At 56.3% G+C, this 26,009-nt stretch carries 20 protein-coding genes and 1 tRNA gene; 19 read left to right on the top strand and 2 right to left on the bottom strand.

Annotation, left to right across the window (positions count from 1 at the left end; all coding sequences use genetic code 11):
- Positions 1 to 11: 11 nt before the first annotated feature.
- From ACZO0A_RS07100 to ACZO0A_RS07110, 3 genes are all read left to right on the top strand, one after another.
- The gene (locus ACZO0A_RS07100) at positions 12 to 1,517 is read left to right on the top strand and encodes a DUF6056 family protein (protein ID WP_294717798.1); all 1,506 of its coding nucleotides are present in this window, start codon (positions 12 to 14) and stop codon (positions 1,515 to 1,517) included.
- Positions 1,518 to 1,632: 115 nt separating this feature from the next.
- Entirely contained in the window at positions 1,633 to 2,763 is a 1,131-nt protein-coding gene (locus ACZO0A_RS07105) for a cysteine desulfurase family protein (RefSeq protein ID WP_302376766.1), read from the top strand.
- A 3-nt stretch (positions 2,764 to 2,766) separates the two neighbouring features.
- Positions 2,767 to 3,672 carry a tRNA 2-thiocytidine biosynthesis TtcA family protein gene (locus tag ACZO0A_RS07110; RefSeq protein WP_215692087.1) on the top strand — a complete coding sequence of 302 codons (906 nt, stop codon included), beginning with the start codon at positions 2,767 to 2,769 and terminating at the stop codon, positions 3,670 to 3,672.
- Positions 3,673 to 3,785: 113 nt separating this feature from the next.
- On the opposite strand, the gene ACZO0A_RS07115 is transcribed toward ACZO0A_RS07110, so the two are convergent.
- Positions 3,786 to 4,646: an AraC family transcriptional regulator gene (locus ACZO0A_RS07115; RefSeq protein ID WP_302376764.1), complete on the bottom strand. Its 861-nt coding sequence runs from the start codon at positions 4,644 to 4,646 to the stop codon at positions 3,786 to 3,788.
- Positions 4,647 to 4,869: 223 nt separating this feature from the next.
- On the opposite strand from ACZO0A_RS07115, the gene gmd reads away from it, so the two are divergent.
- From gmd to ACZO0A_RS07195, 16 genes are all read left to right on the top strand, one after another.
- Positions 4,870 to 5,958, top strand: coding sequence for a GDP-mannose 4,6-dehydratase (gene gmd, locus ACZO0A_RS07120; protein WP_294717802.1), 1,089 nt, complete (start codon positions 4,870 to 4,872; stop codon positions 5,956 to 5,958).
- Positions 5,959 to 5,982: 24 nt separating this feature from the next.
- Positions 5,983 to 6,927 (top strand): GDP-L-fucose synthase family protein, encoded by a 945-nt coding sequence (locus ACZO0A_RS07125; RefSeq protein ID WP_215692085.1) that lies wholly within the window; start codon positions 5,983 to 5,985, stop codon positions 6,925 to 6,927.
- Between the two features lie 11 nt (positions 6,928 to 6,938).
- Positions 6,939 to 8,255 (top strand): sugar phosphate nucleotidyltransferase, encoded by a 1,317-nt coding sequence (locus tag ACZO0A_RS07130; protein WP_302376761.1) that lies wholly within the window; start codon positions 6,939 to 6,941, stop codon positions 8,253 to 8,255.
- A 344-nt stretch (positions 8,256 to 8,599) separates the two neighbouring features.
- Complete coding sequence (gene pheS, locus ACZO0A_RS07135) at positions 8,600 to 9,622, top strand: phenylalanine--tRNA ligase subunit alpha (RefSeq protein WP_302376759.1); 1,023 nt, start codon at positions 8,600 to 8,602, stop codon at positions 9,620 to 9,622.
- Between the two features lie 19 nt (positions 9,623 to 9,641).
- Positions 9,642 to 12,065: a phenylalanine--tRNA ligase subunit beta gene (gene pheT / locus ACZO0A_RS07140; RefSeq protein WP_302376758.1), complete on the top strand. Its 2,424-nt coding sequence runs from the start codon at positions 9,642 to 9,644 to the stop codon at positions 12,063 to 12,065.
- 128 nt (positions 12,066 to 12,193) lie between these two features.
- Positions 12,194 to 13,165, top strand: a complete 972-nt coding sequence (srtB, locus tag ACZO0A_RS07145) for a class B sortase (protein ID WP_302376756.1) — start codon at positions 12,194 to 12,196, stop codon at positions 13,163 to 13,165.
- A gap of 353 nt (positions 13,166 to 13,518) precedes the next feature.
- Positions 13,519 to 15,360, top strand: coding sequence for a glutamine--fructose-6-phosphate transaminase (isomerizing) (glmS, locus tag ACZO0A_RS07150; protein ID WP_302376754.1), 1,842 nt, complete (start codon positions 13,519 to 13,521; stop codon positions 15,358 to 15,360).
- 182 nt (positions 15,361 to 15,542) lie between these two features.
- Entirely contained in the window at positions 15,543 to 17,525 is a 1,983-nt protein-coding gene (locus ACZO0A_RS07155; RefSeq protein WP_291209230.1) for a polysaccharide biosynthesis protein, read from the top strand.
- A gap of 4 nt (positions 17,526 to 17,529) precedes the next feature.
- Positions 17,530 to 18,156: a sugar transferase gene (locus tag ACZO0A_RS07160; RefSeq protein WP_215692078.1), complete on the top strand. Its 627-nt coding sequence runs from the start codon at positions 17,530 to 17,532 to the stop codon at positions 18,154 to 18,156.
- Positions 18,157 to 18,403: 247 nt separating this feature from the next.
- The gene (locus ACZO0A_RS07165; protein WP_078783700.1) at positions 18,404 to 19,489 is read left to right on the top strand and encodes a PucR family transcriptional regulator; all 1,086 of its coding nucleotides are present in this window, start codon (positions 18,404 to 18,406) and stop codon (positions 19,487 to 19,489) included.
- Positions 19,490 to 19,659: 170 nt separating this feature from the next.
- Positions 19,660 to 20,421, top strand: coding sequence for a cell division ATP-binding protein FtsE (ftsE, locus tag ACZO0A_RS07170; protein WP_215692077.1), 762 nt, complete (start codon positions 19,660 to 19,662; stop codon positions 20,419 to 20,421).
- A 22-nt stretch (positions 20,422 to 20,443) separates the two neighbouring features.
- Positions 20,444 to 21,349 carry a permease-like cell division protein FtsX gene (ftsX, locus tag ACZO0A_RS07175; protein WP_215692076.1) on the top strand — a complete coding sequence of 302 codons (906 nt, stop codon included), beginning with the start codon at positions 20,444 to 20,446 and terminating at the stop codon, positions 21,347 to 21,349.
- A 27-nt stretch (positions 21,350 to 21,376) separates the two neighbouring features.
- On the top strand, positions 21,377 to 22,591 hold the full coding sequence (locus tag ACZO0A_RS07180; protein WP_308133047.1) for a murein hydrolase activator EnvC family protein: 1,215 nt from the start codon (positions 21,377 to 21,379) through the stop codon (positions 22,589 to 22,591).
- A 163-nt stretch (positions 22,592 to 22,754) separates the two neighbouring features.
- On the top strand, positions 22,755 to 23,972 hold the full coding sequence (locus ACZO0A_RS07185; protein ID WP_215692074.1) for a S41 family peptidase: 1,218 nt from the start codon (positions 22,755 to 22,757) through the stop codon (positions 23,970 to 23,972).
- 31 nt (positions 23,973 to 24,003) lie between these two features.
- Positions 24,004 to 24,867, top strand: coding sequence for a 16S rRNA (adenine(1518)-N(6)/adenine(1519)-N(6))-dimethyltransferase RsmA (rsmA, locus tag ACZO0A_RS07190; RefSeq protein ID WP_302376748.1), 864 nt, complete (start codon positions 24,004 to 24,006; stop codon positions 24,865 to 24,867).
- Positions 24,868 to 24,920: 53 nt separating this feature from the next.
- A tRNA-Thr gene (locus ACZO0A_RS07195) sits at positions 24,921 to 24,996 on the top strand.
- Between the two features lie 216 nt (positions 24,997 to 25,212).
- Here the strand turns inward: ACZO0A_RS07195 and ACZO0A_RS07200 are convergent.
- Positions 25,213 to 25,647 carry a hypothetical protein gene (locus tag ACZO0A_RS07200; RefSeq protein ID WP_302376745.1) on the bottom strand — a complete coding sequence of 145 codons (435 nt, stop codon included), beginning with the start codon at positions 25,645 to 25,647 and terminating at the stop codon, positions 25,213 to 25,215.
- Between the last annotated feature and the right edge of the window lie 362 nt (positions 25,648 to 26,009).

The raw sequence follows: 26,009 nt of genomic DNA on the forward strand, positions 1-26,009 counted from the left end.
GGAAAGTGCTTATGGATTTTTGGCACGATGCAGCGGCGCAAAAGCGCTGGCTGCGCCGTTTTGTGCTGCTGACAGCGGTGCTGCTTGTGCCGGTGTTTGCACTGGCGGTATTTGCGCGCCCCTCGGCCGATGACTACATCTACGCGGCCCGCACCCATGCGGTGGTGCAGCAGTACGGCTTTGATCTGCCGCGTCTGCTGCGTGCCGCCTGGGATACAAACGCCTACTATTACGAAAACTGGCAAGGGCTCTACGTTTCCGGCTTTACGCTGGCCTTCCAGCCCGCTATCTTCGGCAACAAATGGTATGGCATCACGCTTTTGTGTGTGCTTCTGCCGCTGTTTTTCTGCCTGTACGGCCTTATGAGGTGCGTTGTGCTGCGGCTGGACCCGGCGCAGAAGCATCTACCCTGGGCGCTGGCGCTGCTGCTGACCTTTGCGTTTATCCAGGGGATGCCCTCCCCGGTGGAAGGGCTGTACTGGTTCAACGGCGCAATGAACTACCTGCCGTATTTCTCGCTGGCCGCGCTGAATGCCGGGCTTGCGTTTGCACTCTGCTTTGCCGGGAAATTGGTGCCCCGCCAAAAAGTGCTCTACGCGCTGACGGGTTGCGTGTGCAGCCTTGTCATCGGCGGCGGCCATCAGGTAGCCGGGCTTTTGAACGTGCTGGTGTTGCTGTTGGCCGCGGTGCTCTGCGCACGGCGCCGCAATTTCTGGCAACTGCCCGCATTTTTCGCTGCTGTCCTTGGCCTTTTGCTGAACGTGCTGGCTCCGGGTACGCGGGTGCGCACCGCCGGCTTTGCGGGAGCGGGCTTCGCGGAGGCAATAGTAAAAAGTTTTATTTTGGCCGCTATGCAATGGCTGCGCTGGCTGGATGTGCCGCTGCTCTGCCTATTGGCATTGTTGGCGCTGCCGCTTTTGCAGCTGGCCCGCAGCGCGGTTCTGCCCGATCGGGTATTCCGCCGTCCCTGGCTGGGCGCAGCAGTCACTTTTGTGCTGATGTGGGCTATGATTTTCCTGCCCTCCTACACGATGGGCGGCATCGGCGCGGGTCGGCTTCTGAACGTCGTCTGGATGACTTTTGTGCTGGGCCTTGCCGCCACCGAATTTCTGCTGCTGGGCTGGCTGGAGCGCGTGCGCGGCGTATCGCTGCACCGCGCCGAGCGGTTCTGCCAGCACCATGCCCGCCGCTTGCCGCTGGCCGTTGCCTGTATGCTGGTGGTGATGGCCTGTATCGGCAGCCACACGGTCAAAGAGGGCCAAGACAACTACTTTGCCACCAGCCTGGAAGCCGCCTATGAGCTGGCCGACGGCCAGGCCCAGCGCTATGCCGCCGCGCTGGATGAACGAGAGGCAATCCTGACCGACGAAGCCCAGCCGGAAGTATCCATCCGCCCACTGAACGAGAACGAGCGCCCCTGGCTGCTGTTTTATACTGACGTTGCCCCCGGGCCGGACCTGTGGGGCCTGACACCCTATTTTACCAAGCAATCAGTGACAATTTTGGATTTTGAATAACCATGCCCCTGCCTAGCCGCAGGGGTTTTGCATGGGCGTATTTCCTATTGGCAAAGTAGGAAACTATACCATACGATTCTGGCACACATTATCATTATATAGAAGGGGCATCCCCATGATCTATCTTGACTATTCTGCCAACACCCCGGCAGACCCCGCCGTGCTGGACGCCTATGTGGCGGCCGAGCGACGGTATATTGCCAATCCCAATTCCACCCACATTGCCGGTCAGGAGGCCCGTGCCGAGATGGAGCGGGTGACGACGTCGATTGCAAACCACCTCGGCGTGCAGCCTGCGGAAATCATCTACACCTCCGGCGCCAGCGAAGCCAACAACCTGGCCATCAAGGGCATTGCCCAGGCGTCGCGTCACATCGGCAAGCACATCATTTCTACCCAGCTTGAGCATTCTTCCATCGGTGCGTCACTCTCGGTCCTGCAGCAGCAAGGGTATGAGATTGACCTGCTCAACATCAACCGCGATGGCAGGGTAGATTTGGATCAGCTGCGGGAACTGATGCGCAATGATACGATTCTGGTTGCCGTCTGCGCCGTGGACAGCGAGCTTGGCACGGTGCAGCCCATCCAGGAGATTGCCGAGATCGTCAAGCCGTACCCCGGCTGCCGCCTGCACGTTGACGCAACGCAGGCTGTGGGCAAGACGGATTTGTGGCTGGACGGCGTGGATACCATGAGCTTTACCGCCCACAAGTTCTACGGCCCCAACGGCATCGGTGCGTTGTACAAGCGGCGCGGTCTGGTCATTGAGCCGCAGATTTCCGGTGGTGCCAGCACGACGATCTACCGCAGCGGCACGCCCACCCTGGGCCTTGCCGTCAGCCTGGACGCTGCTCTGACCAAAGCGCTGGGCGAACAGGATGCCCGCACGGCTCATGTGCAAAAGTTGCACGACCGCTTGTTAGCTGAACTGCAAAAGTACAGCCTTGTGCGCATCAACAGTCCCGCGCAGGCCGTTCCGCATATTCTGAATGTCAGCGTCACCGGCGTCAAGGGCACGCGGTTCCAGCAGGCGTTGAGCGAGCAGGGGGTCTGCGTCTCGGTCAAGTCGGCCTGCTCGTCGGACGGAATGCCGTCCAAGGCCGTGTTTGCTGTCAGCCGCGACCGCCGCAACGCCCTGTCCAGCTGGCGCATCAGCCTGAGCCACTTGACCACCGAGGAAGAGATCGACGGCTTTTTGCAAGCCTTCGATACCTGTTACAAATCCCTGACAAATAAGGAGAATTGACCGTTGGAACGCCAATTAGAGACTTATCAAAAAATTGAACGCAGCATTATCAAAAAATTCCGCAAGCAGCTGTGGACGCCCTTCATTGTGGCAGTCAAGCGGTACGAGTTAATTCAAGCGGGGGATAAGATCGCCGTCTGCATTTCCGGCGGTAAGGACTCCATGCTGATGGCAAAGCTTTTGCAGGAGTTGCAGCGCCACAGCGAGGTGCCGTTTGAGCTGGTCTACCTCGTCATGGATCCCGGCTATAACGAAATCAACCGCCAGAAAATCGAGAGCAACGCCGCGCTGCTGCACATTCCCATCACGGTGTTTGAGACGAACATCTTTGATGTCGCCAACAACAGTGACAAGTCGCCCTGCTACCTCTGCGCCCGGATGCGCCGCGGCCACCTATACAAGAAGGCGCAGGAACTTGGCTGCAATAAAATCGCGCTGGGGCATCACTTCAATGACGTCATCGAGACGACGGTCATGAGTATGTTCTACGGCTCCCAGCTGCAGGCTATGCCGCCGAAGCTGCACAGCACAAACTTTCCGGGCATGACCCTCATCCGCCCGATGTACTGCATCCGCGAGGAGGATATCATTGCCTGGCGGCGGTATAACGAGCTGGAATTTATCCAATGCGCCTGCCGCTTTACCGAGGCCTGCACCATTTGTGACAATGGCGGTGGCGGATCCAAGCGGCAAGAGGTCAAGATCCTGCTGCGCCGTTTGATGCGCGACAATCCGAACATCGAGAACAGCATTTTCCGCAGCATCCATGCCGTCTCGCTGGACACCATGCCTGGTTACAAGACCGAGGGCGAGGAGCATTCGTTCTTGGAGCGGTTTGACCGGATTGAGGAAGCGTTAAAAGCAAAAAAGGCTTCTCCTTCGGGAGAAGCTGTCCGCGAAGCGGACTGACGAGGGGCGGCTTTATCGCTATAACTCATTTGAGGGGGGCGGCTATGGCCGCCTCTTCCCTCATCCGGCCCTTCGGGCCACCTTTCCCCAAGGGGGAAGGCTTTTTTATTATCCTACCACTGCCGCCGATATTCCCCCGGTGTTGTCCCCTCCACCTTCTTGAATAACCGGGAAAAATAATTGGCATCATTCAGCCCGCACTCTTGGGCGATGGCCTCTACATTTTTATCACTGAACCGCAGCAGCCGCTTCGCCTGGGTGATGCGCAGCTGCACTAAATAGTTCGTGACGGTCTGGCCGAACTGCTCCTTGAACACGCGGGTCAAATAAAATTTGTTGATGTAAAACCGCTCGGCCAGGGCGTCCAGCGTGATTTTCTCGGCAAAATGGGTATCAAGATAATCCTTGATTTCCTGCAAATTCTGCCGTTTGCCAGCGGTCGTGCGGGCTGTGTCAGGGTGCCAGCTCTCCTGCATCAGCAGCGTCAGCAAGGCCATGAGTTTTTCGCAGATCTGCATATCGCGGACATAGTTGTCAGACCCCGCCAGCGTATACAGTGTTTCCAAAGACGTTGTGTAGGCCGCCGCATCTTCGGCGTGGAAACTCGGCTGACCACCGCGCTCCTGGTATTTTTTATAGATGGCCCCCATGTTCGGACCGTAAAAGTGTACCCAGCGCAGCGTCCATAAGTCGTCGCCGGTGTAGTGGCGGTAGAGGCGGCGGCAGTCGAGGAATGCGCAGTCCCCGGCGCGCAGGGCGCGAGTCTGGCCCTCATATTCCAACGTACCGCTGCCGCTTTCTACCATAAAAAACAGGTAGGATGCCAGCCCCTGCCGGGTGCTGGCGTGGGGGCTGCGGGCCTGCAATGTGCCGACCTCCTGTAAATGCACCAGGCTGGCCCGGGCAAAAGGGGACGGCGTATAAATAATGCGCTGCGAATGAACCAGTTTGCCGTCAAACAGCGGTGTGTCCATGAAAATTCTCCTCAGAAACTATCGCAGGGGCGCACCTGTGTGCGCGCCCACGTTCGTTTACCCTATGTAATGATTTCAGTATACCAAAAAAGTCAATATAATGCTAGTCTTTTGCAAGATTTCCCCTGCAAAAAGCCAAAATAGTGCGGTAGAATAGCAAACACCAGGATAAAATATCTGCGGGATACCGCGCAAGATACAGACGAAAGGGTTAGAACCGACTATGAAAAAAGCTCTCATCACCGGCGTGACCGGCCAGGACGGCAGCTATCTGGCAGAGTTCTTGCTGGAAAAAGGCTACGATGTCCACGGTGTCATCCGCCGTTCTTCCGTTGACTACCGTGAGCGCATTGCCCACCTGGAAGGCCATCCCAACTTCCACCTGCACTATGGCGACCTCAGCGACTCCATGAGCATCCTGTCCGTTGTCAGCACCGTGCGCCCCGACGAAATCTACAACCTTGCCGCCCAGAGCCACGTGCAGGTCAGCTTTGACGTGCCCGAGTTTACCGCCGATGTTGACGCCACCGGCGTGCTGCGCGTGCTGGAGGCTGTGCGTCTCTGCGGTCTGAAAGACTCCTGCCGCATCTACCAGGCTTCTACCTCCGAACTGTACGGCAAGGTCGAGGAAGTTCCCCAGAACGAAAACACGCCGTTCCACCCATACAGCCCCTATGCCGTCGCCAAGCAGTACGGCTTCTGGATCGTCAAGGAGTACCGCGAAGCCTACAATATGTTCTGCTGCTCCGGTATTCTCTTTAACCACGAGTCCGAGCGCCGCGGCGAGACCTTTGTCACCCGCAAGATCACGCTGGCCGCCGCCCGCATTGCCCAGGGCAAGCAGGACAAGCTCTGCCTAGGTAACCTGTCCAGTCTGCGTGACTGGGGCTATGCCAAGGATTATGTCGAGTGTATGTGGCTGATTTTGCAGAACAAGACCCCTGAGGATTTCGTCATTGCCACCGGCGAGCAGCATTCCGTCCGCGAGTTCTGCCAGCTGGCCTTCCACGATGTAGGCATCGAGCTGGAATTTACCGGCGAGGGCATGAACGAGAAGGGCATCGACAAGGCCACCGGCAGGGTCATTATTGAGGTCAGTCCCGACTTCTACCGCCCCACCGACGTCGTCAACCTGTGGGGCGACCCCAGCAAGGCCAAGCGCGAGCTGGGCTGGAACCCCACCAAGACGACGTTCGAGGAGCTCGTCAAGATCATGGTCGACCACGACATGAAGAAGGTCGCCGTCGAGCGCGCCGAGGAGCATATCCAGACGAACCTTGCCGAGTACCTGGAAAAGGGCGTTATCAAATAATTTATCGGGAGAAGGTATTTTATTATGATGGAAAAGAATGCAAAAATCTACGTTGCCGGCCACCGCGGCATGGTGGGGTCGGCCATCGTGCGCGAATTGCAGCGCCAGGGATACACCAATATCATCACCCGCACCCACAAGGAACTTGACCTCTGCCGCCAGGAGGATGTCGAGAAGTTCTTTGCCGAGGAAAAGCCCGAGTATGTCTTTCTGGCAGCCGCCAAGGTCGGCGGTATCGTCGCCAACCAGGAGGCCCTGGCCGATTTCATGTGGTTCAACATGACGCTCGAAATGAACGTCATCCACTCTGCCTGGCAGAACGGCTGCAAAAAGCTGGAATTTTTGGGTTCTTCCTGTATCTACCCCCGCATGGCACCCCAGCCGATGAAGGAAAGCTGCCTGTTGACCTCCGAGCTGGAAAAGACGAACGAGGCCTACGCTCTCGCCAAAATCAGCGGCCTGAAATACTGCGAGTTTCTGAACCGCCAGTACGGCACCGACTACATCTCCGTCATGCCGACGAACCTCTATGGCCCCAACGACAACTACCATCCGACCCACAGCCATGTGGTGCCGGCACTCATCCGCCGCTTCCATGAAGCCAAAATCAACGGCGTGGACTCTGTGACCTGTTGGGGTGACGGCAGCCCGCTGCGCGAGTTTTTATACGTCGACGACCTTGCCAATCTCTGCGTGTTCCTGATGAACAACTATTCCGGCAATGAGACCGTCAACGCGGGAACCGGCAAGGAGTTGACCATCAAGGAGTTGACCGAGCTTGTCGCCAAGGTCGTGGGCTACACCGGCAAAATCAAGTGGGATACCTCCAAGCCCAACGGCACGCCCCGCAAGCTGCTGGACGTCAGCAAGGCAACGAACCTGGGCTGGACCTATAAGACCGAGTTGGAAGACGGCCTGCGCCTTTCCTATGAGGATTTCCTGCATAACCCCATGCGCGCCGAGCGCTGAAAGGAAACGCCATGAACATTATCCTGCTGTCCGGCGGCTCCGGCAAGCGTCTGTGGCCGCTGTCCAACGATATCCGTTCCAAGCAGTTCATCAAAATTTTCAAGACCGTCGATGGCTATGAATCGATGGTTCAGCGTGTCTACCGCCAAATCAAAGAGGTGGACGCCGAGGCCAATGTGACGATTGCCACCAGCAAGACCCAGGTGTCGTCCATCCACAACCAGCTGGGCAGTGCGGTGGGTGTCTGCGTTGAGCCGTGCCGCCGCGATACCTTCCCGGCCATCGCACTGGCGACGGCCTACCTGCACGATGTCAAGGGCGTCGGACTGGATGACGCTGTTGTCGTCTGCCCGGTGGATCCCTATGTCAACAATGACTATTTTGCCGCTCTCAAAGGCTTGTCTGACCTGGCCGAGCAGGGGAACGCAAACCTCTCTCTGATGGGCATTGAGCCGACTTACCCCAGCGAAAAGTACGGCTACATCATTCCCGAGAGTGCCGACGCCGTCAGCTCGGTCAAGACTTTCAAAGAGAAGCCTGACGCCGCCACGGCGGAAAAATATATCGCCCGGGGGGCGCTCTGGAACGGCGGCGTTTTTGCTTACAAGCTGCGCTATGTGCTGGACAAAGCCCACGAGCTGATCGACTTTACCGACTATCACGACTTGTTCAATAAGTACGAGACGCTGAAAAAAATCAGCTTCGACTACGCCGTTGTCGAGAATGAGTCCAAAATCCAGGTCATGCGCTTTGCGGGCCAGTGGAAGGACATGGGCACCTGGAACACACTGACTGAGGCCATGGAAGAACCCAGCATCGGCAAGGCGATCCTGAACGACACCTGCGAGGGCGTCAATGTGCTGAACGAGCTGGACGTGCCGGTTCTCTGCATGGGGCTGAAAAACGTCGTTGTCTCCGCCAGCCCGGAGGGCATCCTCGTCTCCGACAAGGAACAATCCAGCTACATCAAGCCCTATGTGGACAGCATCCACCAGCAAATTATGTTTGCCGAAAAGTCCTGGGGTTCTTTCCGCGTGTTGGACATTGAGGATGAAAGCATGACCATCAAAATCACCCTCAACCCTGGCCACGGCATGAACTACCACAGCCACGAAAACCGCGACGAGGTCTGGACCATCATTTCCGGCACCGGCCGCGCGATTCTGGACGGTGCAGAGAAGCAGGTCAAGGCAGGGGATATCCTGACCATGCAGGCAGGCTGCAAGCACACGATCTTTGCCGATACCGAGCTGAAAATCATTGAGGTGCAGCTCGGCAAAGCTATCAGCGTGGAAGATAAGCAGAAGTATCCGCTGCCGCAGGCTTGACAGTGCGCAAAATTCGCGCTATACTAATCTAGTATTCGCAAAAACACAATGACGGAGAAAGTACGCGCAAGGTTCTTTGGGCCAGAGAGGGCGGTCGTCGGCTGCAAGCCGCCTGCAAAGAAATTGTCCGGAAGTTCCCTCCCGAGTGGTGCGCGGGAAAGGCCGTTCCGGCCCGGTAGTGCGCAACGGCCCTGCACCGTTACCCGCAGCAAAGAGTGCCGCTTTTTATAGGCGGAACACGGGTGGTACCGCGGAGAATTGTATGTACAAGGCTTCGTCCCTGATTTCACACAGGGACGGGGCTTTTTTATTTGCTCCGGCCCAAAGTCAAACAGAGGTGTACTATGGAAGAAAAAATCAAAGAGCTGCGCGCCGCCATTGAGCAGGCCAGCGCAGCCGTCACCGACAAAGCCCAGCTTTCTGACTTCTGGCAGAAATACCTGAGCAAGAACGGCGAGGTCGCAGGCCTGACCAAGAGCCTGCGTGACGTTCCCAAGGAGGATCGCCCCGCCGTCGGCAAGACCATTAACGAGTTCAAGCAGTGGGCCGAGAAAGAGTATCAGGCACTGTCTGAGCAGGTCGAGAAGGCTGCCCTGGCTGCCCGCAACGCCGCCGAGACCGTCGATATCACGATGCCCGCCAAGATTCGCCCCCACGGCGTGTTGCATCCCATCACCCTCGTCAAGAACGAGATCATTGACGTGTTCGCCGGTATGGGCTTTGAAATTTACGAAGGCCCCGAGATTGAGGACGACGACCACAACTTCACCCGCCTGAACGTGCCGAAGAACCACCCTGCCCGCGATATGCAGGATACCTTCTACGTTGCGGACGATATCGTATTGCGTACCCAAACCAGTGGCGGCCAGATTCGTGTCATGGACATGGAAAAGCCCCCCATCAAGGTATTGGTCCCCGGCCGCGTGTTCCGCTCTGACTCCGACGCGACCCACTCCCCGATGTTCCATCAGATGGAAGGCCTCGTCGTCGATAAGGGCATCACCCTCTGCGACCTGCAGGGTATGCTGGACAAGTTCGTCCAGTCGCTGTTTGGACCCGAGGTCAAGACCCGCCTGCGTCCTTCTTACTTCCCGTTCACCGAGCCCAGCGTCGAGGTCGACGTCTCCTGCTTTGAGTGCGGCGGCAAGGGCTGCCCGCTCTGCAAGCACACCGGCTGGATCGAGGTCCTGGGTGCGGGCGTTGTCCATCACAGCGTTCTGGAAAACTGCGGCATTGACCCCAACGTCTATTCCGGCTTCGCCTTCGGCATCGGCATTGAGCGTATCGCCATGCTGAAATATGGCATCAACAACATTGGCCTGATGTTTGAAAACGATCTGCGCTTCTTGAAGCAGTTCGAGGATTGACAGGGAAGGAGACGAGACAATGAAAGTACCATTCAGCTGGTTAAAGCAATATGTTGATATCGACGTCACCGCACAGGAGCTGGAAGACAAGCTATTCGGCTGCGGCTTTGAGGTCGAGGAACTCATCGACCTGGGCGGCGAGATTTCTAAGGTCGTCGTCGGTGTCGTGACCGAGTGTGTCCCCCAGGAGGGTACCCACCTGCACATCTGCAAGGTCGATTGCGGCGAGTATGGCCACGATATTCAAATTTCCACCGGTGCGCCCAACGTTTACGCGGGTATGCACACCGCCGCCGCGCTGGACGGCTCCACGCTGCCCGGCGGCATCAAGATCAAAGCCAAACCCCTGATGGGCGTTGAGTCCAATGGTATGCTGTGCAGCGGTGAGGAACTGGGGCTGAACGACGACCTGTACCCGGGTTCCGAGGTCTACGGCCTGCTCGATTTGCCGAAGGACACCGTCCCTGGCACGCCGATTCAGGAAGTTGTCGGCCTTGACGACTACATCTTTGATATCTCCATCACGGCCAACCGTGCCGACTGCCAGAGCGTGCTCGGCATTGCCCGCGAGGTCGCCGCTGTGCTGAACAAGCCCCTGAAGATGCCTGCCACCGACTACACGACCAGCGACTTTACCGATCCGCGCCTGTCCATCAGCGTGGAGGCAACCGACCTGTGCCCCCGCTACATCGGCCACTACGTGCGCAACATCACGCCGGGCGAGTCCCCGCGCTGGATGAAACGCCAGCTGGCCCTCTGCGGCCTACGCAGCATCTCCAACGTCGTGGATATCACAAACTACGTCATGCTGGAAATCGGCCAGCCGATGCACGCTTTTGACATGGACACGCTGGAAAGCTGCCAGATTCTTGTCCGCCGCGCCAAGGACGGAGAAAAAATCACAACGCTGGACGAAAAAGAGTTCACCCTGACTCCCAATAACCTCGTCATCTGCGACGGCTCCAAGCCGGTCGCACTGGCCGGTGTCATGGGCGGCCTGAACAGCGAAATTAAAGATACGACCACCCAGCTGTTGTTCGAGAGCGCCAAGTTTGCCCGCGACAACATCCGTAAGACCGCTCGTGGCCTGGGCCAGAACACCGACGCTTCCAGCCACTACGAGAAGGGCATTTCCGAGTATACCACCGAGCTTGGCATGGCCCGTGCCCTGCATTTGATCCAGGAGCTGGGATGCGGCGAAGTCACTTCCACCCACTTTGACTGCTCGGCCGGTGCGCCGCGTGAAGGTAAGCATTTCACCGCCAGGATCAGCGGCATCAACGCGATTTTGGGTATCACCGTTCCCACAGACGCCATTCTCGACATTCTGAACCGCCTGCAGTTTGAGGTCAAGCTCGAAGCCGACGGCGACACGATGCAGGTCGTTGCGCCCCGCTGGCGCGAGGATATCGAGGTCGGTGAGCCTGACCTGGCCGAGGAAGTCATCCGCGAGTACGGCTATGACCATATCGTGCCCACCTTCCTGAAAGCCGCCACCGTCACCAGCGGCGGCCTGACCGCCGAGCAAAGAGCTCAGGCCAAAGCCAAGCGTACCATGTGCGCCCAGGGCTTCTACGAGGCTGAGACGCTGGCTTTCTACGCTGACGCTGACCTGGATATGCTGCACATTGCCGCCGATGCCCCGGAGCGCAATGTCATCCGCATTCTGAACCCGATTTCCTCCCACCTGACCATCATGCGCCCACTGCTGGCACCGTCCCTGCTGAATGTCGTTGTCGACAACCTGCGCAAAGGTAACGCCGAGGGCCGCCTGTTCGAGCTGTCCAACATCTATATCCCGAAACAGCAGCCTTTGACCGAGCTGCCCGAGGAGCGCCTGCACCTGGGCTTTGCCGCCTGGGGCAAGGACGAGGACTTCTTCGCCGTCAAAGGTGCCGTCGAGAGCTTTGGCACTGCGTTCGGCGTTGAACTGAGCGTCGAGCGCGCCACCGATGTTGCCTGGCTGCACCCCGGCATTGCCGCTTATATCCTGTGCAAGGGGGAGCGCGTCGGCGTGTTCGGCAAACTGGCTAACGATGTGACCAGCGAATTGAAACTGCCTAAGGACAGCCGCGCCAATCTGAACATCTACCTCGGCGAGATCGACTGGGTCGCCTTCCACGCACTGGTGCCTGCCGCTGTCCATTACCAGCCCATCCCCGAGTTCGCTCCGATTCAGCGTGACCTGGCCCTCGTCGCACCGGAAAGCATGGAGTGCGGCACCCTCGTCACCGAGATGCAGCGTGCCTGCAAGCAGCTGACCAGGGTCGAGCTGTTCGACATCTACCGTGGTGAAAAACTCGGCGCTGACAAAAAGAGCATGGCGTTCAGCCTGTTCTTCCAACCCGGCGATAAGGCCCTGACCCCCGATGAGGTTGACCGCTTCGTCAAGAAGATTCTCGGCAACCTCAAGTTCAAGCTGGGCATCGAGATCCGCGAGTAATCCTGTATCATACAAACCGCTCTGTGCCGCTTGGCGCAGGGCGTTTTTTCGCGGAATTTTGCTTGCATTTTTTCTGGTTCCGTCGTATAGTAAATAGAGACTATCCAGACCGTCACAGGAGAATGATTATGGCAAAAATACACCGCAATGACGCGCCGCTGTACCAGGGCCAGCCCGCGAATCCATACAGCACCGCCACTCTGCCGGAAATTTCCGCCCAGAAGAACGCGGCTGAATTTTACGACCAGGACCACGATGAGGAATTTACCGAGCGCGAGGAGAAAAAGCACCCCAAAAAGCACGCCCAGAAGAACGCGGAGGCCCGCAAGAAAAAGCGAGGCGATCTGGTCTATACGATTGCCATGGTCGTGTTCGCGGTGATTTTCCTGGTCAGCGGCGGGCTGCTGGTCAAGCGCTTTATCGATGATAAAAAGACCGAGAGCGAGTTTGCCGACCTGCAATCGATGATCGATACCTCCGCCACGCCGGAACCGGCCGCAGCAGGGGAGAACGTCAACGCCAACGGTGCCAAGTTTGCCGCGCTGAAAGATAAGAACGCTGACTTCATCGGCTGGATTTCCATTGACGGCACAACGCTGGACTTCCCGGTCATGTACGCGCCCGACAACAAGGATTTCTACCTGCGCCATGACTTCAACAAGCAGTACAGCGTCTACGGCGTGCCGTACCTGGACGAAAAGACCACGCTGGGTGCCAACGCCGAAAGCGAGAACCTTATCATCTACGGCCACAACATGAAGACCGGCACGATCTTCGGCTGCCTGACCGAGTACAAAAAGGCCGCCTACTACCAGGAGCACCCCTACATTGAGTTCGACACACTTTACGGTGACGCAAAATATGAGGTGTTTGCCGCCTTCGCCATCGACGTGGTGAACGATACGTCCTTCGTCTACAACCAGTATGTGGACATGGACGAGAATACCTACAACGCCTATGTGGATGAGGTCCTTTCCCGCAGCGATGTGGACAGCGGCATCCGCCCCAGCTACGGCGAGCAGCTGCTGACCCTCTCCACCTGCGAATACTCGACTGACAACGGCCGCTATGTCGTCGTGGCGCGGCGCGTCAACTCCTGATTTTCATAAGTTTTACAGAATAATACTTAAAAATCTTTTGTGGCAAGCACCAAACGCAGGTAAAATTGCGTTTGGTACTTGCTATTCTTTGTCGGATGTGCTATCCTAATAAATGCGCGATAACTTTTGATTCGTTCTTATATGGTGTAAGAAACCGGAAAGGGAGAATGCGCGCAGCGGGCGGCCGTAGCCCTTGACGGCCGTCCGCTTTTGTTTTTGCAGCGCGTACAAAGGCGCAAAAAATGCACAAAAGTATAGACAAATTGCGCAAGAAAGCATATACTATATAAGTATTTTGATTTTACGCGCTAAAGTATATCAAAACACAGTTACAGTAAGGGAGGATACCTGCTATGTGTGGAATCGTAGGCTTCACCGGTGCGGCGCAGGCCGCGCCCATTCTGCTGGATGGCCTGGCGAAACTGGAATACCGCGGCTATGACTCTGCCGGTCTGGCCGTGCAGAACGCTGCCGGTAAAATCGAGGTCGTCAAGGCCAAGGGCCGCCTGAAGGTTCTGAGCGAAATGACCGACGGCGGCAGCGCGGTCTCCGGCAGCTGCGGCATCGGCCATACCCGCTGGGCTACTCACGGCGAACCGTCCGTCATCAACGCCCACCCGCACTATTCCCGTGACCAGAAAATCGCTGTCGTACACAACGGCATCATTGAAAACTACCTGGAAATTAAAGAGCGCCTGCTGAACAAAGGCTTCACCTTCGTCTCCCAGACCGACACCGAGGTTGTGGCCCAGCTGCTGGACTACTATTACACCGGCGAGTCCGCCGGCAACGCGCTGGATGCCATCACCCGCATGATGGTCCATGTGCGCGGCTCCTACGCGCTGGGCGTGCTGTTTGCCGATGAACCCGGCGTCATCTACGCCGTGCGCAAGGACAGCCCCCTCATCGTCGGCAAGTGCGGGGACGGTGCCATCATCGCCTCCGATGTGCCCGCGCTGCTCAAGTACACCCGCACGGTCTACTACATTGACAATCTGGAAATCGCCCGCATGACACCGGATTCCATCGACTTCTTCAATATCGACAAGGAGCCCATCACCCGCGAGTCCACTACCATCGAATGGGATGCCGAAGCAGCCGAAAAGGGTGGCTACGAGCATTTCATGATGAAGGAAATCTACGAGCAGCCCGCCGCTGTACGCGACACGATCTCGCCTCGCCTGAAGGACGGCCAGATCGATTTGTCTGAACTGGCACTGGACGAGGCTGCCATCCAGAATGTACGCCGCCTCTACATCATCGGCTGCGGCTCGGCTTACCATGTCGGCATGGCCGCGCGCTATGTGTTTGAGAGCCTGGCCCGCATCCCGGTCGAGGTTGACGTCGCCAGCGAGTTCCGCTACCGTAACCCGGTGCTGGAGTCGGATTCCCTCGCCATGGTCATCAGCCAGAGCGGCGAGACCGCCGACACGCTGGCCGCCCTGCGCCTGTGCAAGGAGCGCGGCGTGCGCACCATCGGCATCGTCAACGTTGTCGGTTCCAGCATCGCCCGCGAGGCTGACGCCACCATGTACACCTGGGCTGGGCCTGAAATTTCCGTTGCCACCACCAAGGCGTATAGCACCCAGCTGGCGGCCTGCTATCTGCTGGCTACCGAGTTTGCCCGCGTGCGCGGCACCCTGGCTGACGGCCAGTATGAGCACCTTGTCACCGAACTGGAAGCCCTGCCCGAGAAAATCGAGAAAACGCTTGCCGATAAGGAGCGTATCCAGTGGTTTGCCAGCAAGTACGCCAACGCCAAGGACGCCTTCTTCATCGGCCGCGGGCTGGACTATGCTGTTGCGCTGGAAGGCAGCCTGAAATTTAAGGAAATCAGTTATATCCACTCCGAGGCATTTGCTGCGGGTGAGATGAAGCACGGCCCGATTTCCCTGGTCGAGAACGGCACGCTGGTCGTCGGCATCCTGACCCAGCCGGATCTGTTCGAGAAGTGCGTCTCCAACATGGTCGAGGTCAAGAGCCGCGGAGCATTCCTGATGGGCCTGACCACCTACGGCAATTACAGCATTGAGGACACGGCGGGCTTTACAGTCTACGTGCCCAAGACTGACCCCCACTTTGCCACCAGCCTGTCGGTCATTCCGTTGCAGCTGCTGGCCTACTATGTCAGCTGCGCCAAGGGCCTGGACGTTGATAAACCCCGCAACCTGGCCAAGAGCGTGACGGTCGAATAAGTAAATTCGTCTGTTTTACCAAAATTTTCTGCCTAATTTTATACAACATTAGCCCCATTTGCCCGCCGAAAAGTAGGACAGATGGGGTTCTTTTGTGCTATAATAAATAAGTATAGCGATTTTATCGGGCCCCTCAAACAGGGGACACCCAGAATATAGAGTTTATGGTAGAGGAAAAACAGATGCAACAAGATGTAAACAAACAAATCATAAAGGGTCTGCCGCGCCGCATTGCCTTGATGCTGCTGGACTGCTGCCTGATCGTTGTCTGCTACTGGCTGGCGGTCATGCTGCGCTTCGACAGCGGCGACGCCTACCGCCGCGTGGAAATTCTGCGCGCCATGGCCCCCATGCTTTTGTACGTGCTGCCCATCTACATGATCGTGTTCTGGTTTGGCGGCCTGTATGAGATCATGTGGGAGTACGCCGGTATGCGCGACCTGGCCCGCCTGACCTGCCTATCCGGGTTGGCAACAGGGCTGATCATGCTGTTTGATTTGATTTACCATAACCGCCCTATTTCCGGCGCGGTGCTGATTTTCGGTGCAGTGTTCAACACGGCGGCCATCTCGGGCGTTCGCTTTCTCTGGCGGTTGATACGCACCGTGCAGACGGCCAAAGCTACCAAGCCGGAGGACAACACGCCACTGCTCATCGTCGGTGCGGGCAACGCCGGTGCTTGGGCTGTCAACCTGTGCAAGAACAAGAACCAGAGCTTCGGCAACCCGGTCTGCATAGTGGACGACGACCTGACCAAAAAAGACCTGCGCGTGCAGGGCGTACCGGTGCGGGGTACGATTTCCGATATTCCCGAGTTGGTGCGCAAGTACCACATTATGGAAATCGTCATCGCCATCACCACCGTGAAAGGCGACCGTTTGAGCGAAATCATCAACCTGTGCAATTCCACCCACTGCCGCGTGCGGATGATCAGTGACCCCCAGGCCGTGGACGAGAACGGCAACCCGGTGGCCGCAGGTTTCCGCGAACTGAACACGGCAGACTTCCTCTCCCGCGACGAAATTCAGCTGAACAACGCCCAGATTTCCGAGTACCTGCATGACAAAGTCGTGCTGGTCACGGGCGGCGGCGGTTCCATCGGCAGTGAGCTTTGCCGCCAGATCATGCGCTACCAGCCCCAGCGGCTGCTGATTTTTGATATCTACGAGAACTGTGCCTATGAGCTGGAAACCGAGCTGAAAAACAAGTACGGTGCCGATGCCCCCATCATCACCTTGATTGGTTCCATTCGTGACAAAGCGCGCCTGGACGAAGTATTTGAAACCTACCATCCGTCGGTCGTGTTCCATGCAGCCGCCCACAAGCATGTGCCGCTTATGGAAATCAGCCCCGCTGAGGCCGTCAAGAACAACGTGTTCGGCACGAAAAACCTGCTGACTTCTGCCGCTGAACACGGCGTTGAGCGCTTCGTCCAGCTTTCTACCGATAAGGCCGTCAACCCCACCAACGTCATGGGCTGCACCAAACGCCTGTGCGAAATGCTCATCCAGACCTTCTCACGCGGTACAACGATGACCTGTGTGGCCGTCCGCTTCGGTAACGTGCTGGGCAGCCACGGCAGCGTTATCCCACTGTTTGAGGAGCAAATCAAGCGCGGCGGTCCGGTCACCATCACCCACCCGGACATTGTGCGCTACTTTATGACCATCACCGAGGCTGCACAGCTCGTTTTGCAGGCGGGCGGCCTTGCCAAGGGCGGCAGTATCTACGTGCTGGACATGGGCGAACCGGTCAAAATTATGGATCTCGCCAACCGACTGATTCGCTTCTACGGGTATGAGCCGGGCGTGAATATGCAGGTCAAAATCACCGGCCTGCGCCCCGGCGAGAAACTGTACGAGGAACTGCTCATGGACGCCGAGCGGGACAAGATGGGGAAAACGGCCCACAACAAAATTTTTATCGCACCGCCCATGCAGATCGATTTGGAAAAATTCTACACCAATCTGCAGAAGCTCAAGGACTCCGCCAAGCACAACGATGATGAAGTCGTCGACGTGCTGCAGGAGATGGTCCCGACCTACCATCCCAACCGCCGCGTGCGCGCAGACCACACCGTTGTAGCCGCCACCGGCAACACGGCGCTTTTCTCCAAGGAGGAAGTCGCCCGCAAATTGCAGGAAAGCGAACATAAGGAGGGCTGACCCCATGTACGAGCGTTATATCAAGCGTCTGCTGGACATTATCCTCTCACTGGCCGCCACGATTATTTTGGCTATCCCCATGGGTATTGTGGCGCTCTGGATCAAAATTGACTCGCCGGGCCCAGTGTTTTTCAAGCAGCGCCGCGTCGGCAAGGACAAGACCCACTTCAATATTTTAAAGTTCCGCACGATGCGCGGTGACACGCCCCATGACGTGCCCACCCATCTTTTGAAGAATGCCGACAGCTACATCACCAAGAGCGGCGCTTTCCTGCGCAAGACGAGCCTGGACGAACTTCCCCAAATCTACAACATCCTGGCCGGGCAGATGAGCGTCATCGGCCCGCGGCCGGCGCTGTACAACCAGTATGATTTGATTGAAGCCCGCGACAAGGTCCACGCCAACGATGTGCGCCCCGGCCTGACCGGTCTTGCACAGGTCAACGGCCGCGACGAGCTGCCCATCGATATAAAGGCACGCTACGACGGTGAATACGCCGCCCATGTAACCTTCTGGCAGGATGTGAAAATCTTCTTTCACAGCATCACCTACGTGTTTGAACGGCGTGGCGTTGTCGAGGGCGGCACCGGTGCGATGAACCAGACAAAAGAGGAAAATCCGTCAAAATGACGGACGCTGTACCCGCCGCAAACATAGCGGTGGGTACATTTTTTGTGCTGATTTGAAAAATGTACAAGAAAATCTTGCGATTTTAGTGAAAATATGTTGCAAAAGCCAACTGAATTGTGTAAAATATACATTATGAAGTTTTGGTTTTCGGGCAGATTACCAAACGGCAATTTTGCCAAACACCCATAGCCCGCACTGCACACCGGTGCAGACTGTCTAAATAACAGCAAAAGGGGAGTCACATATTATGGCAAACAGGGTATTCCAGAATGTGGTCTACCAGATGAAAGACGCAGTGGATCGTGTTGTCGGCGTCATTGATGAGACCGGCACCGTCATTTCCTGCTCTGAACTGGGGCAGATCGGCGAAGTGCGTGAGGGCGTTGCAGCCGTGCGTCAGACTGCCGGGGATGCTTTTGTGCGTGATGGCTATGCCTATCACCAGTTCTCCAACGCAAAGCACAACGACTATGCTGTCTTTGTCGAGGGCACCGACACCACGGCTGAGCAGTTCGCCGCTATGCTGTCCATCAGCCTGCAAAGCATCAAGCAGTATCACGACGAAAAATTCGATAAGACGAACTTCATCAAGAACGTCGTGCTCGACAACATCCTGCCCGGCGATATCTACGCCAAGGCGCGGGAACTGCACTTCGTCTCCGACGTGCAGCGTGTTGTGCTGCTGATTCGCGTGACCTCCGGCAACGATATTTCCGCCTACGATGTCGTCAGCGGCCTTTTCCCGGACAAACAAAAAGACTTCGTCTTTAACATCAGCGAGACGGACACCGTCCTTGTCAAGGAAATCAAGCCCGACAACAACACCCGCGATATGGAAAAGCTGGCGGCCTCCATCGTCGACACTTTGCAGGGCGACCACTATATCAAGGCGGTCGTCGGCATCGGCACACCCATCGGCAACATCAAAGACCTGGCCTCCAGCTTCAAGGAAGCACAGATTGCTATGGAAGTCGGCAAGGTGTTCGACACCGAGCGCCAGGTCATCAGCTATGACCATCTGGGCATTGCCCGCCTGATCTATCAGCTGCCCACGACGCTCTGCGAGGCTTTCCTGCGCGAGGTATTCAAGCAGGAGAGCATTGACTCCCTCGATGCCGAGACGCTGTTCACCATCCAGCGCTTCTTTGAAAACAACCTGAATGTCTCCGAGACGAGCCGCGGGCTGTTCGTCCATCGCAACACGCTGGTCTACCGTCTGGAGAAGATTCGCAAGCTGACCGGCTTGGATCTGCGCAACTTTGACGACGCTATCGTTTTCAAGGTAGCCCTGATGGTCAAGAAATATCTGTCTGCCAACCCGGCCAAGTATTGATTTTAATAAAACTTTCACAGATAGAAACAGCGCTGCGCAACGATGCGGCGCTGTTTTTGCTATTTTTGTCATTTCCTGTCACTTGACCGGGCGCGGCAATCATGGTATTCTATTATATGTATGACTGTAACCATAACAGCAAGAGCCGCGCGGCGGCAGGAGAACCCCGAATGATCGAATTTGAACACGTTTATAAAACCTATGAGACGCACAACGACGAGAACGTTGCGCTCGAGGATATCAATATCCATATCGAAGAGGGCGAGTTTGTCTTTATCCTGGGACATTCCGGTGCGGGCAAATCCACTTTTTTAAAGCTCATCCAGATGGAAGAAAAGCCCACGAAGGGAAAGGTCTTTATCAACGGCCAGGACCTGACCCGTATTCGTCGGCGCAAGGTACCCTATCTGCGCCGCCAGATGGGCGTTGTGTTCCAGGACTTCCGCCTGATTCCGACGATGACGGTCTACGAGAACGTTGCTTTTGCCATGCGCGTGACGAATATCTCGACTAAGAAGATTCGGGACCGTGTACCGTTCGCGCTCTCCCTTGTCGGTTTGGAAGATAAGATGGATCGTCTGCCAGATGAACTCTCCGGCGGCGAGCAGCAGCGTGTGGCCGTTGCCCGCGCCCTGGCCCACGGCCCCAAGCTCATCATTGCAGACGAGCCCACGGGCAACATCGACCCGGAAATGTCCATGGACATTATGCAGCTGTTCGAGGCTATCAACAAGGTCAACATCACCGTTGTCGTCGTCACCCACGAGCACGAACTGGTCCACAAGCTGGCCCGCAAGTACGGCAACCGCGTCATTACGCTGGCCAACGGCATGGTCGCGTCCGACACGGCCCACCCGGAGGCCGCCCGCCGCTACGCCGCTGCCATGGCCGAGCGCGAAGCCGACGAGTACGATGACTACGACGAGGATTGATTTTTAACAAAGAGGGGACACCATGCGTTTTTCCAGCTTTACCTATCTGGTCGGCCAGGGACTGCACAACCTGCGGGCCAATCGGCTGATGACTTTTGCCTCTATGGGTGTGCTGACCGTCTGCATGCTGCTGATTGGTGCGGCCTACCTACTGGGCGTCAACATTGACGCCATGGTGGCGTACATCGGCGACCAGAACGAGACTGTCGTCTATATGGACGACAACGCCACCGACGAGCAGATTGCCGCTGCAGACGCCGCCATCCGCAGCACCCCCCATGTGGTGGGCGTGACCTATATGTCGCCCCAGGACGTGCTTGCCACCTACGGCGACATGCTGGCTGACTACACGAACCTGCAGCAGGTTTTCGAGAATGACAACCCGTTCACCCCGAACTACCGCGTCGCGGTGGACAGCCCCGATGATATCGAGAGCGTCTCGGCCCAACTGCTGCAAATCGATGGCGTTGCCAGTGTCAATGCGCCGCTGGCTATGGCCGATACCTTCACGTCCCTGCAGCGGGTCATCAATTACGCCTGCTACGGCATCGTGGCGGTGTTGGCCATCGTCTCCATCGTCGTCATCAACAACACCATCAAAATCACTGTCTTTAACCGCCGCAAGGAGATCGGTATTATGAAGCTGGTGGGTGCCACCAACGGCTTCATCCGCTTTCCATTCTTTGTCGAGGGCGTGACCTCCGGCCTGATTTCGGCAGGTATCGCCTCCGGCATCGTCTGCGGTGCATACTATGCGCTCTGCCGCTGGTATGCCGAGAATCCGTCCAACCTCTCCCAGATGTTCGGCGGCTCCCTCGTGCCGCTGGAACAGGTGTGGTATTACATTGTAGGCGGCTTTGTCGTGCTGGGCTTTGTGCTCTGCGGCCTTGGCACTGCAACCAGCATCCGCAAGCATCTGAACGTATAACAGGGGATACCGGAAAGTCAAGATACCATGAAACATTTTTCGCACGGAAAAAAGTTTATCTCGCTGCTGCTCAGTGTCGCCGTCGCCATGACCATGACACTGTCCACCGTCATGACGCCGTTGGCCGCAACCACCAGCGTCAACGACCTTCGTCAGAAATTGCAGGAATTACAGACGAAGCAGGATGAACTCGACAAGCAGCTCAAAAACGCCCAGAGCAACAAGGCCGACGCCGAGGCACAAAAGGCGCAGCTGGAACAGCAGCGTGAACTTATACTGAGCCAGATCAACAACCTGGCCCAACAAATCGGTGACCTGGACAGTGAGATCGTCAACAAGCAGGACGAGATTGACCAGAAGCAGCAGGAGGTTGACCAGAAGCAGGCCGAGTACGACCAGCGCTGGGAGGATTTCAAGGGCCGCATGAAAGCCATGCAGCGCCTCAACGACGGCGGCTCTATCGCGCTGCTTTCCAGCGCCACCAACCTGTACCAGCTGCTGACCTTTGCCAACACGCTGGAGCAGATCGTCGCCAAGGACGAACAAATCTGCCAGCAGCTTGAGGACGAGCACAACGAACTGGAACAGCAGAAAGCTGACCTTGAGCAGGCAAAAGCCGACCTTGAGGCCACACAGGCCGATTTGGAATCCCAGCGCACCGCCCTGAACGGCAAGACCAGCGAGCTGGCCCAGAATATCTCCCAGACCGACGCCAGCATTTCGGCAGCAGACGCGGAGATCGAAGCCAACAAAGCTGCGCTGATCGAGGCTAACAAGGCTGTAGATAAGGCCGCTGCCGAGCTGGACGCCGCGCTGAACGCCGCGAACCAGGCCTACGGCAATGCGTCCATCCAGTGCTCGCTGGATTTTGGTCGCCCGCTGGCTACCTATAAGTACGTTTCCTGCTATTTCGGCGGCAACGGCCACCGCGGCACCGACTATGCCGCACCGGGCGGCACCGAAATTTACGCCGTTTCCGGCGGCGTTGTCACCGCCGCGGCCTACCATTACAGCTGGGGCTACTATGTCCAGGTCTACCATGGCAAGGACGACAACGGCAACACCTACTCGACGTTGTACGCTCACATGAATAGCGCCCCTGTTGTCAGCGTGGGGCAAAATGTTTCCAAGGGACAGGTTCTGGGCTATGTTGGTTCCACCGGCAATTCCACGGGCAACCACCTGCACTTGGAGATGAAGGTCAATAACGTCCTGGTCAATGTCATGAATTATCTCTCTTAAACGAAAGGGGAGTTTGCTATGAAACCGCAGAAGCATAAGACCTCCGTGCGCATTTTTTGCCTGGTGGTCGCCGTTCTGATGGTGCTGAGCCTTTTCTCTACGGTAATTTTCTCGCTTGCCTACGGGGCATAAAACGCAAAAACAGTAAGGAGCCATCAGACCCATGAGCAAAAAAATCAGTCTTGGCGTGGCCGCCACGATTGCCATTATCGCAATGGCCGTCACCTTCTCGCTGACGATGGTCGTATCGATGAAAATGTTCAACACCACCGTTTCCAGTGTCAAAAATAAGGAGCGTCAATACAACAAGCTCTCCGAAATCGACCGCTTCGTCCGTTCGGAAGAATTCTTCACCATCGATGAGGATACGCTGAACGACCGCCTGGCTGCCGGTTATATGAACGGCATCAACGATAAGTACGCCGTCTACTACACCGCCAAGGAGTACAGCGAAAAGCAGGCCGTCGAAAAAGGCACCCTAACCGGCATCGGCGTGGCCGTCGTCAATGACGCCTCCTCCGGCTACGCCCGCATTATCCGCCTGTATGATAACTCACCTGCGGCCGAGGCTGGTATGCAGGTCGGCGGCTTTATCACCGCCATCAATGATGAGTCCACTCGCAATATCACGTCCAGCGCACGCTTGACCTCCAAACTGCTGGGCGAAGAGGGCACGACCACCGCCGTCACCTACCTGACGCCCGACCGCCAGGAGCAGCAGTTCAACCTCGTACACTCTAACTACAAGACGCCTTCGATTTACGCCGCCCAGATGGTCGCGGATACCTGCGGCTATATCCGCATCGATTCCTTCTCTGCCGGCACAGCCAGTGAGTTTAAATCCGCTGTGGACGATTTGCTGCAGCAGGGTGCGACTGCGTTTGTCTTTGACCTGCGTGACAACACCGGCGAGAACTTGAACGCAGCCCTGGTCGCCGCTGATTATTGTGTGCCCTCCGGTGATATTGCCAAAAAGCAGGACAAGGACGGCACCGTGACTACGCTGCGTATGTCCGACGAAGATGAAATCACCGTCCCGATGGTCTGTCTGGTCAACGGCAGCACGGCGGGCAGTGCAGAGCTGTTTGCCAACGCCCTGCGCAAGATGGGCGGCGCGACCATCGTCGGCACCAAGACTGCCGGCAAGGGCGTTGTGATGAGCGATGCCCAGAGCTTTTCCGACGGCTCTGCCGCCTATATCACAGTCGGCCTGCTACTGGACAATGAAGACCAAACTTGGAACGGCGAGGGCCTGAGCCCGGATATTGATGCCTCGCTGTCCGTCGACGAGCAGAATGCCTACTACGATTACACCCTCAACACTGACCCGCAGATCAACAAGGCCGTCAACGCGGCCATGACGCTGACCGGCCAGAATTGAACCTCTTGACCATGGGGAAAGGAAGTCCGCCGTGCCCACACTGACCGATTTGTCTACCATCCGTGACCTGTGCGCACGGTACGATTTTGCCCTGTCCAAGGGCTTTGGCCAGAACTTTATCATCAACCCCGGCATCTGCCCTCGCATCGCCGAGGCCGCCGGTATCGGCCCCGGCTGGGGTGCGCTGGAAGTCGGCCCCGGCATCGGTGTATTGACCGAACAGCTCTGCAAGCGTGCGGATAAGGTCGTCTCCATTGAGGTCGACAAACGTCTGCCGCCCCTGCTGGAAGAGACGATGGCTGATTACGACAACTTCAAGCTCGTCTTAAACGATGTGCTGAAGGTCAACTTGAAAGCTCTGCTGGCGGAAGAGTTTGGCGATAAGCCGGTGGCTGTCTGCGCCAACCTGCCGTACTACATCACCAGCCCGATTTTAATGCGCCTGCTGGAAGAAAAGCTGCCCATCCGCAACATTACCGTCATGGTGCAAAAGGAGGCCGCACAGCGCCTGTGTGCTGCCCCTGGCACGCGGGACGCGGGTGCCATCAGCTACGCCGTGGCCTATTACGCTGAGCCGAAACTGCTGTTCAGCGTTCAGCCCGGCAGCTTTTACCCGGCCCCCAAAGTGACCAGCGCCGTCATCCGCCTGGATGTGCGCGAGAAGCCCGCCGTACAGGTACCCAACGGCGACGAGGCCGCCTTCTTCGCCCTCATCCGTGCGGCCTTCTCCCAGCGCCGCAAGACTGCCGCCAACGCCATTGCCAACGGCCTGCACCTGCCCAAAGCCCAGGTCATAGCTGCTTTGCAAGCTGCTAATCTCGACGAGCGCGCCCGCCCTGAGCAGCTGACACTGGAAGATTATTGTGCATTGCAGACAGCAATGATGCAGGAATAACGATTAAGCCATTGACAAACAGGGCTTATTTGTGTTAAACTAAATAAGTTCCCGCTAGTATAGCACAATTGGCAGTGCAGCTGATTTGTAATCAGCAGGTTGTAGGTTCGAGTCCTATTACTAGCTCCAAAGGAGTGTGTACTTACATTGTAAAGTATGGTTGTAAAGGATAGAATAATCGCGTAGAATCAACAAAACTACAGATTGTTCCATAGTTTACAGATAATCCTTTACAGATTTTGTACACGCCGAAAATGAAAGACCTCACGCTGTATATTTATTCAGCGTGGGGTCTTTTGTTTTAGACTAAAAAACCATTGGCTCATGCCTTAATGAACGTTGAATTTATAGTCGGATGAGTTTGTCCTCGGTGAGTTTCTGATAAGCACCAAGGAGCTTTTGATGGCTTTCATTAAGTTCTTTATATTCTTGCTTTATATGCTGATTTTCGTTTGCTAGACGACGTGAACGGTTTTGAGCTTTTTTCAGAGCCTCTTTTAGAATTTCCTGCTCTCGCAAAAGTTCCTCAATGCTTTTTGTGTCACTTCTGTTTTGCTTAGGAGCAAATTCCGGAAATTTTTTCAAATGCTCGCTAATTGCTGGATTGTTCAACGTAACGCGGCTTACACCACTTTCTCTACTAATCGAAGACCTATTAACGGTTTGATGCGTGTCTATGAGGTAGTTGTACGCATCATCTATTCGTCTTAATGTTTCTTGACGCATACTTTCTTGGTACGCTTTGATTCCGGAACGAGTATCTTTAGTTTCATTATTCATACTGAATAGTCTCCTTTTACTTCATGAAAGATTGCTTTCTATTCTAGCAAGACATTTTTTGTATAGACGAATCATTTCCTCATTGTGCGTAAGAACTTTACTGTCCCCATGCCTCTTAATTATTTGTTGGTTTCGTTTTGATAGTAAATCAATCGCGGCTGAGAAAAAATCTCTGCATGCAGGGTCTGGGGAGAATGATTCGCAAGCGATACATTTTTCGAATTGTGGTTTGCAATTATCATTACGACATATACCGTATCCGGGAATGATTCTTGTATTCGGTTCGTCAAGAAGACGACTATACTTGAATGACGGAACCTGTAGGCATGTTACTTTTTTCTGTTCCCCAAATAGTGGTATCT

Source organism: Gemmiger sp., from assembly GCF_057431175.1.